The 11076-nt window shown below is 44.6% G+C and carries 11 protein-coding genes and 1 tRNA gene; 7 read left to right on the top strand and 5 right to left on the bottom strand.

Annotated features, from left to right (window positions below; translation table 11 throughout):
• Nucleotides 1-138: transposase (locus FFM70_RS10490; protein WP_137616800.1), on the top strand; the 138-nt coding region annotated here is incomplete at its 5' end.
• Between the two features lie 132 nt (nt 139-270).
• Here the strand turns inward: FFM70_RS10490 and FFM70_RS10485 are convergent.
• Together FFM70_RS10485 and FFM70_RS10480 are read right to left on the bottom strand one after the other, a co-directional pair.
• Nucleotides 271-342 (bottom strand) — tRNA-Arg (locus FFM70_RS10485).
• Between the two features lie 23 nt (nt 343-365).
• A complete protein-coding gene (locus FFM70_RS10480) occupies nt 366-1130 on the bottom strand; it encodes a flavodoxin family protein (RefSeq protein ID WP_137616799.1) in 765 nt (254 codons plus the stop codon).
• Nucleotides 1131-1481: 351 nt separating this feature from the next.
• Here FFM70_RS10480 and FFM70_RS10475 point away from each other — a divergent pair, with 351 nt between their 5' ends.
• The gene (locus tag FFM70_RS10475; RefSeq protein WP_223877479.1) at nt 1482-1844 is read left to right on the top strand and encodes an ArsR/SmtB family transcription factor; all 363 of its coding nucleotides are present in this window, start codon (nt 1482-1484) and stop codon (nt 1842-1844) included.
• A 73-nt stretch (nt 1845-1917) separates the two neighbouring features.
• On the opposite strand, the gene FFM70_RS10470 is transcribed toward FFM70_RS10475, so the two are convergent.
• The gene (locus FFM70_RS10470; protein ID WP_137616798.1) at nt 1918-2820 is read right to left on the bottom strand and encodes an RluA family pseudouridine synthase; all 903 of its coding nucleotides are present in this window, start codon (nt 2818-2820) and stop codon (nt 1918-1920) included.
• 111 nt (nt 2821-2931) lie between these two features.
• Here FFM70_RS10470 and FFM70_RS10465 point away from each other — a divergent pair, with 111 nt between their 5' ends.
• Nucleotides 2932-4137, top strand: a complete 1206-nt coding sequence (locus tag FFM70_RS10465; RefSeq protein ID WP_137616797.1) for a serine hydrolase domain-containing protein — start codon at nt 2932-2934, stop codon at nt 4135-4137.
• On the opposite strand, the gene recQ is transcribed toward FFM70_RS10465, so the two are convergent.
• Together recQ and FFM70_RS10455 are read right to left on the bottom strand one after the other, a co-directional pair.
• Nucleotides 4124-5911: a DNA helicase RecQ gene (recQ, locus tag FFM70_RS10460; protein WP_137616806.1), complete on the bottom strand. Its 1788-nt coding sequence runs from the start codon at nt 5909-5911 to the stop codon at nt 4124-4126. The genes FFM70_RS10465 and recQ overlap by 14 nt on opposite strands.
• 178 nt (nt 5912-6089) lie before the next feature.
• Complete coding sequence (locus FFM70_RS10455) at nt 6090-6287, bottom strand: helix-turn-helix domain-containing protein (RefSeq protein ID WP_171002356.1); 198 nt, start codon at nt 6285-6287, stop codon at nt 6090-6092.
• Nucleotides 6288-6549: 262 nt separating this feature from the next.
• Between FFM70_RS10455 and FFM70_RS10450 the strand changes: the two genes are divergently transcribed.
• The 4 genes from FFM70_RS10450 to asnA all read left to right on the top strand — a co-directional run bounded on the left by FFM70_RS10450 (nt 6550) and on the right by asnA (nt 10970).
• Nucleotides 6550-6813, top strand: coding sequence for a hypothetical protein (locus FFM70_RS10450; RefSeq protein ID WP_137616795.1), 264 nt, complete (start codon nt 6550-6552; stop codon nt 6811-6813).
• Between the two features lie 65 nt (nt 6814-6878).
• Nucleotides 6879-8081: a hypothetical protein gene (locus FFM70_RS10445; protein WP_137616794.1), complete on the top strand. Its 1203-nt coding sequence runs from the start codon at nt 6879-6881 to the stop codon at nt 8079-8081.
• A 69-nt stretch (nt 8082-8150) separates the two neighbouring features.
• A complete protein-coding gene (locus FFM70_RS10440) occupies nt 8151-9557 on the top strand; it encodes a C69 family dipeptidase (RefSeq protein ID WP_137616793.1) in 1407 nt (468 codons plus the stop codon).
• 405 nt (nt 9558-9962) lie between these two features.
• Nucleotides 9963-10970, top strand: coding sequence for an aspartate--ammonia ligase (asnA, locus tag FFM70_RS10435; protein WP_137616792.1), 1008 nt, complete (start codon nt 9963-9965; stop codon nt 10968-10970).
• Nucleotides 10971-11076: the final 106 nt, after the last annotated feature.

Raw genomic sequence — 11076 nt, 5'->3', positions numbered from 1 at the left:
TATAAATACTCTAACGGGCCAATGGAAGGTATCAATAATAAAATCAAGGTCATAAAACGTGTAAGTTACGGATTTGGCTGTTTCAGTAGTTTTAGACTAAGAATTCATCTAGCATTTGGGTTAAAAAAGGTTGCCTAATCAAAGTACGATTAGGCAACCTCATGTGAAATATAACAAATTACCAACAACAGTTGACAAAGAACCTGAAAATCCAATATTTGGGGTTTTACTTTACAATCATTTCGATGAATGACAGCCTTATTACATAGATGCGCCCCCCGAGAATCGAACTCGGATCGCAAGGACCGAAATCTCGCGTGCTATCCTTTACACTAAGGGCGCCCACAAGTCTATGTTAGCACAAATTAACGGCGGCGATGCTTGACCACTGTGAAAAAGTGCAAAATTGACGCTAATAAAACGTAGAAGACCACCACAAATACGCCATAGTAAGCCCAGAAATTATGTAGTGGTAACCACAGACCAATCCCGGCCTCAATCCCCATCGTGACTAACGCCATTACAGCAATCATGCCAAATAACTCAATATAACGTTTCACAGTATTATCATCTCGCTCCTTTTTGGTTGCGGCTTTACGACCAACGCGTTCGCCTTCTGCTTGTTTGGCTGGCGACAATTGTTGCATGCCCCAAGTATGAGTCACCACAATTTCGCGTAACTTGATCAAACCGCCCATCGTGAGAAATTTATCCATCGTCTTAAAGGCCGCATCCGTGACCCCCGTCACATAGTTTTCAATCCCGCCAGCATAACAATCCGTAATCGTCACATAATGCTTATTTTTAAATCGATCAGGCACGGCCTCGCCAACCGCGTTATATCGGGCAATGCGATTCCGAAAGCAGTCCAAAAAATTCTTCATCACACCAGATAAGCTCCCTAGGTAGACTGGCGCCGCTAGCACCCAAACATCGGCCGCTAACAACTGCTTTTCCAATTTGTCTAGTGTCGGATTGGATTGGTCACCGTGATCTGGCTTAAGCTCATAATCTGCCAAATTGATCCAGTCAACGGTCGCCGTCTCACTGGCCCCCTTTAAAACAGCTTGTAACATTTTGGCTGTTATCCCATCTGAGCGATGCGCACCCAAAATCCCTAAAACTCGCATTCAACTCACTCCTTTAAAAACAAGTATTTTATCCCATTTCTTAATATACGGATACAAAACAAACTTTAATGATTTAAGTGTCTAATAATGTACACTTACAATAAAAACAATTGACAACTAATTGCGAACTTGCTTTAATAAAGTGTAGGTATCAAGGAGCCAGCCCGCTCGACAACTTGCGGGCTTTAATGATTTGCCTGTCTTAGTATCCTAACTTAATACTAACTCATTCGAGTAAATTGTGCCCGATTTTGCTCACGACACAAACGTCAAGGATGGCGTAGTTGTTTGCTTAATCCGCTCCAAAACTGGTTTCAGTTCGTTTGAGCCACCATGGGGGAATTCGGTCAAATGAATCAAATAGAATCTGAAAGGACTAGTTCAGTTATGGCTAACTATGAAAAATCTGAAACTGCATTAGCAGAAAGCGCCCAACTAATCGGCATATTCGCTGAAAAGGTCCGGCGTCAAATCATCATTGCCTTGGGGAACAGTGGTGACGGATTGAATGTCACTGATATCACCGCACTGGTCAACATCTCACGTCCGGCTGTTTCACATCATCTTCGTTTGATGCGCGAAGCTGGTGTGATCGATATGCGCAGTAACGGTGTTGAACACATCTATTACCTCACTTTAACAGGACCACTTGCACAGTTGGAATCAACTTTTGCAACGCTATCAGCTGATTACGAACCAGTTGCTGGTAAATAATCTTAGTCTAAAAAATCGTCAGCTATTCAGGCCAACTTATGGCTTCAAATAGATGACGATTTTTTGCGTTAACTTATTTTTTTATATCCGCTTTGTTAAGTGTCGTAACTAACTGAGCCAAATCCGCCGGCAATGGCGCTGCAAACTCACGATGTTGACCACTAAATGGATCATCAAACGCGAGGGTTGCCGCGTGTAATGCTTGCCGCTGAATCAAGGCTTGATCCCCACCATACAGTTCATCACCTAACAACGGATGACCGAGCGACGTTAAATGGACCCGAATTTGATGGGTACGCCCAGTAATGAGCGCCAATTTAACTTGTGTCACCTGGTTGCCGAATGTCTGCTCGACCCAATACTTGGTCGACGCAGCTTGGCCGGTCGCCATTACGGCACGACGCGGACTGTCCGTTGGCCGGCCAATTGGCGCCTGAATCAGTCCAGATGCTGGGGTCAATACGCCGCTGACCCATGCCAAATACGTTTTAGTCAATGATTTGGCTACCGCTGGATTTGTCAGCATACTTTGAGCGACGCGATGTTTGGCAACTAACACCAGTCCACTCGTGTCACGGTCTAAGCGAGTAATCAAATGCGGCTTAAGATTCTCGGCTTGCTCACGAATCAGATATCCTTTCACACGATTAACTAACGTGTCAGCGTGATCACTGGGACCGGGAACACTCGTTAGTCCAGCCGGTTTAGCCACGACCAACCAATTTTCATCCTCGGCCAACACATCAATCGGCTGATCACTGCTAGCGACGAGTGGATCAGCGGCTTCGGCCGGTAGTTCAATTCCCGCCGAATCCCCATGTGCGACCGTAATTACCCCAGTTTGGGCTTGATTATTAACCAAGAAATCACCGTTGCCATGTTTGACGTCTTTGATCAAGCGCATGCTAATGCCATGCCTGCTCAAAAATGACTTCATCGAAACAGGGCCACCCTCATTTTGCCAAGTAATTTTCATTTATTAATGCCTCCGTTGTAAAACAAACCAAAACTTAACATTCAATTTTGTACAAGCATGGTATAGTTAGGGTAATTTGAGTCAAACTTAATTTTTTGGGGGAAATTGATTATGCACTATCCGCGTCCAAAATGGCGGCAACGCCTGATTATCACGATTCTAGCAATCGTTGGCATTGCCGGTCTTGTTGCCATTACCACTGATATCTTTCAGCCACAGCATCCAACCGCAAAAAAGTACCCAACCACTGTCGTCGCAAAAACGAAACGAGCTTCATCAGAGTCAACGACCAAGACGGCAGCCAAAAAGCCGCTCACAACCATCGTTAAAAACCAGACTCTGGATAACTACATGACCCGTTTAAACTTTTCAGGCACGATTCTAGTGGTTCGCGATAATCACATCGTCCTCCGTAAAGGCTACGGCTTACGCAACCGTGAGGACAAGTTACCAAATGAGGTCAGCACACCTTATTATATCGGTTCCGCCCAAAAAGCCATCATCGCCACGGCCATCTTACAATTACAAGACGCGCACAAATTAAAAGTCGATGATCCAGTCAGCAAGTATTTGCCTGACTTTCCGAATGGTTCTCAAATCAAATTACGCAATTTGTTGACCCATACATCGGGCTTAGTTGGCCACTCTGAAACCAATGAAGCTATTACGCCTAAAGCACTGGTCACCGACATTGAAAAACAAGGCATCCGTTCACAACCCGGTCAATGGCATTATCTTGATAGTAATTATACCGTTTTAGCTTATTTAGTTGAAAAAATCAGTGGTCAATCATTGCTACCTTATTTGCAAAAACACATTTTCAAGCCAGCGGGAATCGACAGTACCGGAACGTATCAAACTTTTGACCAAGTTGCGACCCACTCAACTGGCTACCGGATCAAAAATGGGTCTTATGTCACGCCACACTTACCAGATTTATCCCAATTATTTGGTTGTGGCAACCTCTATATGACGGCCAGCGATATGTATCGATTTGATAAAGCGTTAATGTCGAATCGCTTAATTTCAAAAGCCGCGCGCAAAGAGATGCTCACGGCTGGTAGTTCTTCAACTTATGGGATGGGCTTCTACGTGAACCCTGGCAGTTACAGTAGCCACGGCATTGTCAGCGGTTGGAATGTCACCAACAACTTTAGCCACAGTGGCGGCACTTATGTCGTCATCATGACCAATGTGCAAAATGGCATCAAATCTTTAGGCCAAGTTACAAGTAACATTTATGGTATCTTGAATCGGAGTGAGGAACCGTCCAAGCCCGTTGCAACCAGTCCGTCAACGACTGCTAGTTCGCGGTAGCCGGCTGGTGAACGTACGCACGAATCGTCTCCATGAACGTTTCACCATACTTTTCGAGCTTGCTAGCACCGACGCCTTTGACATTGAGGAAGGCGTCATCATTTTCTGGTAATAATTCGCACATGGAATGTAACGTTTTATCGGAAAAAATGACAAATGGTGGCACATGCTGCGCTTCAGCCAGACTATGCCGCAAAGTTCGTAATTGTTCAAATAACGCATCATCTACCGGCACAGACTTTTCAACAGTCTGTGCCGTTTTTCGCATGACCTGCTGCTCGCCTTTCAATACCGCAACCCCTGTCTGCGTGACTGTCAGCGTCGGATATTGACCGCCAATCGTTCGCAAATAGCCAGTCGCCGTCAAAAAGTCGATCAATTCGGTCACGCTTTTTTGACGTTGGCCCGCCATGATGCCATAGGTTGGTAAGTCACTCAAATTGAGCTCGCGAATCCGTTGATTATTGGCGCCACAAAGGACTTGTGCCACGACCCCTTTGCCAAAGCGTGAATGTAATCGCACGACACACGATAAGACTTTTTGCGTCGCGGTCGTAATATCTTGCGCGGTGCGGTCGTCACGACAATTGCTACAACGGCCACAAGCTTCGGAACTTTCACCAAAGTATTTCAGAATAAATTGTTGTAGACACCCCTGCGTATTAGCATACTGGGTCATCAATTGTAATTTATGGTATGAACGCCGTTTATGTTCCTCGTCCATCTCCGATTCATCAATGAAGAAATGTTGAATCTGAATGTCCTTGGCACGATAGATCAAAATTGCCTGACTAGGCAACCCATCACGACCAGCACGACCGGCCTCTTGGTAGTAGGCTTCCAACGTTCCCGGAACTTGAGCGTGGATCACAAATCGTACATTGCTCTTATCGATTCCCATCCCAAACGCATTGGTCGCCACCATCACCTGCACCCGATCATACAGAAAATCTTCTTGATTCTGCCGACGTACCTCATCGTCCAAGCCCGCATGATACATCGTTGCCTGAATATGGTGTCGTTTGAGCAAGGCCGCTAAGCGCGTCACTTCTTTACGGGTACTGGCATAAATGATTCCGGCTTCAGTCGCGTTGGCTGCCAAATAATCCAAAATATACTTATCCGTATCTTGATCCTTGACCACTGACAAATCCAAGTTATCCCGCGCAAAACCAGTGTTCACTTCATGGTCTGGCGCGATATCGAGTCGTTGACAAATATCTTGCGCGACTTGTTCCGTCGCCGTCGCCGTCAAAGCTAAGACTTGCGGATGAGTCGGTAACTGTTCGATTGCCGTACTCAACGCCAAGTAGCTGGGACGAAAATCATGACCCCATTGTGAAATACAGTGCGCTTCATCAATTGCCAGCAACTTAATCGGTAAGTTACCTAAGGCTTGAATAAATTGTGGTGAGTCTAGCCGTTCTGGCGCAATATACAACAACGTGTAGTCTCCAGCGCGGAGTTCCTGCAACCGCAAGTTGATTTCACGGTAGTCCATTGAACTGTTGATAAACGTCGCCGCAATCCCATTGTCGTTCAACGCATCGACTTGATCCTTCATTAAAGAAATCAACGGTGAAACGACCACCGTCAACCCTTCGAATAAGAGCGCTGGAATTTGATAACAGAGGGATTTACCGCCCCCGGTCGGCATGACTGCCAACGTATTTTGGCCAGCTAAGACTTGTTCAATCACCGCTTTTTGGCCTGGTCGGAATTCATCGTAACCAAACGTTGTTTTTAATACCTGTTGCGCCGCCGCTAAGTCCATCGCCCAATGCTCCTTTTCTATCATTCAGTATTTCCATTCTACCGAGAAACCTAGTCAGTTACAACCAAGGGTCTCGGTAACCATCCCTTACTGATTAGTTACGGCAATCGCGCCGATTAGCATTAAAAAAAGCTAGCCATGGCGGGGCGCCTAGCTAGCATCTTTTCTATGTAGACCTTTAATTTTGCTTTGGCCGACCACGGTGATCAACTAACCCTTCGTCACCCGCTTGCCGGTACTTACGAACCCAAGTATAAACCTGTGGATAGGACACATTAAATTTATCCGCTGCTTCTTGATAATTATTTTCATGTGCCAAAGTATACTTCACGATTTCCACTCGTTCCTCATATGTCGCTCGCCGTCCACGTTCCATCGCCATGCCCCCTCGTCTTTCAATCGCCAACGTTTATCATACCAAGAGTTGATGAGTTTTTGTAGTTTTTTATCTAATCTAGGTCATTTTTCTTGACCTCAGCTTAATCGAGACTTACGACACCTTTCAAATAGTGCCAAATTCTAACCCCCATTTTACCGCGCCAACTATTTCATTAGCCGTCAAAATTATTTTCACTTTTTCGCAACTTTTACTGGCTTTTAAGAACGTATGTTCGTATAATGATTTTGAGGTGATTTTCATGGAAATGCAAACAATCGTTGGTCGCTACGACAACCAAGTCAAAATTTTAAAATTAGATCCATTCATGCTATACGTCCGTGTACAAGCTGTGGATATGGACGCCAAACCACTTAACTGTATCGTCGTCAAACATGCCCTGACCCTTTACTACCAGCTCAAGCCAAATGCACGTTTAGCCTTATATGGTCACTATAATCGTCGCCACCAATTCATCGTCACAAAGTTCATGGTCGGTCAACCGAGTGAAATTTTAGCCAGTTAAAAAATGATTACGCAACTCTTTGTCGTACTTGATAAGGTGCAACCCAATAAGGAGGAATTTTACTCATGTCAGAACCATTGGTCATGTTAGTCCGACAACAAAAAAACGTGGCCACTTATTTATACATAATCGGTCATCCAACGTTAGCATTAAACCCTGATCAGAGTTTAACCCCAACGAGTGAACAAGGTTCATACGGCAAGGTGACCCAGATCACTCTGAATACGACCAATCAACACTATTGTCTGCACTTTGCGAGTGGCCGAGAACTACAATTAAATCAAAAAAATGTCCTGCTAGTTGCCAAAAATCCCGATGATTTGCCTTTGCCAGAATTGTTAAAGAATTATGGTTATCGTTTATTACCACCCACGGTTACGACCGCATTTCAAGCGAACTTCGACCAGATTTTTCCATCACTAACGCAACTAGACACCATCCCAAGTCACTACATCGTGGTCGACTGCGAATTTGGGCCATTTTTTAAACGTCAGTTTCGTTCTGGGAGCTATCATTGGGCACCGACAACTATCAATGGCGCTGATCAGACCATTTACCAATTAGCCGCGCTTAGTTATCAGGCTGGGCAACAGACCAAAATCTATTTTGACCATTTAATTGATTTTCCAGCCTTTCTACCAGAAAAAAAGCTAACCGCCTTGGCCACCAGCCAACAGACACTAGCTGAATTTGAGCGAACCGCGAATCCTGTACAAGTCCTGAAAACCTTTATCGATCAAGTCTTGGCCTCCCAGTTACCCTTAGCTTTTTGGGACCAGGCGCAAGACCTAAAAGCTTTGCACTGGCTTTTGGCACAATATTTTCCAAAGCTTTCAGCCAATCAGCAAGCCATCGTTCGCCGTCCCTTACAAGTCTTCGATGGTGAACAATATACCAACGTTGTGATTAACCGCAGCAATCAGAAATCACTCAGCACAACGCACAGTTTACCTTTGAATGGTGTTGCCGGTTTACTGAACATTTTCAACCCGCAGCAACATAATGCCTTATGGGATGCCCAAACGACCCATTACGTGATTGACCAACTAGCCCAGATTCAAGCCGCTACACCAACTGTTCTGACACAGCCACAATCAGTTCAGCCGACTGTTCAGAAAACTGATTTAAGCCCGCAACAACTTAAATATCAACTGGTCCATCAGTTGCGAGCAACCGGAAAAACTTACCGTGAGATTGCCCATAGTGCCGGAATCAGCGTCAGCGGCGTCAACTATATCCTCAAAAAATCCGACCCAATCACTGACTGAACACCCCTGCTATTACGTCACCGGAAAGCGTATAATGAAACTAATAACTTCAAAGGAGTGTCAACTTAAATGACAAAAAGAATTCAAGGCTCTTGCACCACGATTCTCGTTGGTAAAAAAGCCTCTATTGACGGTTCAACCATTATTTCTCGAAATGACGATGGTCACGAAGCACTTGATCCAGAACGCTTAGTCGTCGTTAACCCCGCTGATCAACCTAAGCACTATCAATCCGTTATCAGCAAAGTTAAGGTGGAATTACCAGATAACCCGTTACGTTATACGTCGATTCCCAACTCAATTTTAACGAACGGTACTTGGCCAGCCGCTGGGATCAACAGTGAGAATATTGCGATGTCCGCGACTGAAACCATCACGACTAACTCACGTATTCAAGGCGTTGACCCCTTAGTTGACGATGGGATTGGTGAAGAAGACCTCGTTACACTCGTCTTGCCTTATATCCACTCTGCTAAAGAAGGGGTCAAACGGCTAGGCGCGCTCTTAAAAAAATATGGGACTTACGAACCAAACGGGATCGCCTTCTCAGACAACAACGAAATTTGGTGGTTAGAAACCATTGGTGGTCATCATTGGGCTGCTAAACGAATCCCCGATGACGCCTACGTGGTTGCACCAAATCGGATGAACATTGACGACTTTGACTTTAATGCGGATGACACCATGGCTTCCGACGATTTAGAAAGCTTAATTGAAACCAACCACTTAAATCCTGACTTTGATCAAGTCAACTTACGGCATATCTTTGGGAGTGCCACGATCAAGGATACGGTTTATAACAACCCCCGGGCTTGGTTTGGCCAAAAGTACTTTACGCCAGATGTTGACCAAGATCCAATGGGTCAAGATTTACCATTCATCTGCCATGCTAATCGGAAGATCTCGATTGAAGACGTTAAGTTCGTATTGAGTTCGCATTACGAAAACACGAAATATGATGTTTACGGTAGCGGTTCTGAAGCCGACAAGAAATTGTTCCGGCCAATTGGGATCAACCGGAACCATGATGTACACATCTTACAAATTCGTAACAACGTGCCTGCTGAAATTGCTGGGATTCACTGGTTAGCCTTTGGAGCCAACACGTTCAACACGGTGGTACCTTTCTACGCCAACGTCAACGACACCCCAGCGAGCTACAAGGATGCAGATGGAACTTTCAATCTGAATAACATGTACTGGTTGAGCTGCACCACGGCCCTCCTTGGCGATACCGATTATGACTTCTACGTTGATATGCGTAATAGTTTTGAACTTGGCGCCATGAGTGCTTATCGTAAGATTGAAAATGATACCGATGCCGACTTGAGTAACCATTCAGATATCAACGCCTACTTGGAAGCTGCCAACCAAAAATTGGCTGACGAATCCATGCAACGGCAAACCAAGTTACTTGGTGACATGGTCATTGCTGGTTCCGAACAGATGAAACTCCGTTACAATTTGAATGATTAATTAGAGTCTTATTCATCAGTGTCACCCTAAATTTTAATTTTAGGGTTTACATTTTAAGAATGAGTGCTAATATAAATGTCACAAGATAAAAAACGTAGGAAAGAGGAGTACGTTCAATCAACCTGCCAGTGAATTGGGACTTAGTGGAAACCCAACCAGACCTTGATTGTTCCGAAAAACACTTTCTTAGTTGCTAACTGAAATAACTTTGTTAAAGTAGGATTAGTCGTCGACCGGTACGTTATCATCGGTGGTGTATGTTTGTACACTGTTTAAAAGCTGGTTTATTTTAGATAAACAACTTGGGTGGTACCGCGAAAAAAGTCTTTCGTCCCTTGATTATGTCAAGAGACGGAAGACTTTTTTCGTTTTATCTTAGTTAAAAACCCAAAGGAGAACTGAATTATGCATTTGATTATTCCAAAGTCATACGATCCAAAATTGTCCGTTAAAGAGACCCAACAAGCCATCCGGTACATCCGTGAAACCTTCCAAACCGAATTTGGTAAGGAACTTAACTTATCACGGTTGTCTGCCCCAATGTTTGTCACCAAGGCTTCTGGCTTAAACGATAACTTGAACGGTGTCGAAACCCCTGTGTCATTTACTATGAAAGACTTGCCTGACGAACAGATCGAAATCGTCCACTCTTTGGCAAAATGGAAACGGGTCGCTTTGAAACGGTACGGTTTTGACATGCACACCGGCCTATACACTAACATGAACGCCATCCGTAAAGACGAAGACTTGGACAACCTCCACTCTGCCTACGTTGACCAATGGGATTGGGAAAAGGTCATCGCTAAAGATGAACGGACCATGGATACCTTAAAAGCAACTGTTAAAACGATTTTCAAAGTTATCAAACATATGGAACACGAAGTTTGGTACAAGTTCCCTAAGGCCGTACACCATTTGCCAGACGAAATCCACTTCATTACCACGCAAGAATTGGAAGACCTTTACCCTGATAAAACACCTAAAGAACGTGAAAACGCCATTACTAAAAAGTACGGTGCCGTCTTCTTAATGCAAATCGGTGGTGAGCTCCATAGTGGCAAACGTCACGACGGCCGCGCCCCTGACTATGATGACTGGCAATTAAACGGTGACATCTTGTTCTGGTACGAACCATTACAACTCGCCCTCGAAGTTTCCAGCATGGGGATTCGGGTCGATGCCGATTCCTTAGCAAAACAATTAAAATTAGCTGATGCTGAAGATCGGTTACAATACCCTTACCATCAGGCCATTTTACATGATGAACTTCCCTTCACAATTGGTGGCGGGATTGGTCAATCACGGCTCTGCATGCTCCTACTTGGAAAAGCCCATGTCGGCGAAGTTCAAGCTGCCTTATGGCCACAAGCAATGATCGACAAATGCGAAGCTAACGGCATTCACTTACTCTAAAATTGATGAAGCACCGATTGAAAGTTGATTTCAATCGGCGCTTTTTTTGACGTTTTATTGAACTTTTTTCTAATAGTTTGTATAAAGTTTGACATTTTTATGATGA

The organism is Lactiplantibacillus nangangensis (genome assembly GCF_005405065.1).
GTDB classification, from domain to species: Bacteria; Bacillota; Bacilli; order Lactobacillales; family Lactobacillaceae; genus Lactiplantibacillus; species Lactiplantibacillus nangangensis.
Note: the sequence above shows the minus strand (reverse complement) of the source record. Positions and strands in the feature narration are given on the sequence as shown.

Coding starts and splice junctions, on each gene's coding strand:
- FFM70_RS10465 (WP_137616797.1), top strand. CDS start 2,932: ATGCACTATCCGCGTCCAAAATGGCGGCAACGCCTGATTATCACGATT.
- recQ (WP_137616806.1), bottom strand. CDS start 5,911: ATGGACTTAGCGGCGGCGCAACAGGTATTAAAAACAACGTTTGGTTAC.
- FFM70_RS10445 (WP_137616794.1), top strand. CDS start 6,879: ATGTCAGAACCATTGGTCATGTTAGTCCGACAACAAAAAAACGTGGCC.
- FFM70_RS10480 (WP_137616799.1), bottom strand. CDS start 1,130: ATGCGAGTTTTAGGGATTTTGGGTGCGCATCGCTCAGATGGGATAACA.
- FFM70_RS10450 (WP_137616795.1), top strand. CDS start 6,550: ATGGAAATGCAAACAATCGTTGGTCGCTACGACAACCAAGTCAAAATT.
- FFM70_RS10470 (WP_137616798.1), bottom strand. CDS start 2,820: ATGAAAATTACTTGGCAAAATGAGGGTGGCCCTGTTTCGATGAAGTCA.
- FFM70_RS10440 (WP_137616793.1), top strand. CDS start 8,151: ATGACAAAAAGAATTCAAGGCTCTTGCACCACGATTCTCGTTGGTAAA.
- FFM70_RS10475 (WP_223877479.1), top strand. CDS start 1,482: ATGAATCAAATAGAATCTGAAAGGACTAGTTCAGTTATGGCTAACTAT.
- FFM70_RS10455 (WP_171002356.1), bottom strand. CDS start 6,287: ATGGAACGTGGACGGCGAGCGACATATGAGGAACGAGTGGAAATCGTG.
- asnA (WP_137616792.1), top strand. CDS start 9,963: ATGCATTTGATTATTCCAAAGTCATACGATCCAAAATTGTCCGTTAAA.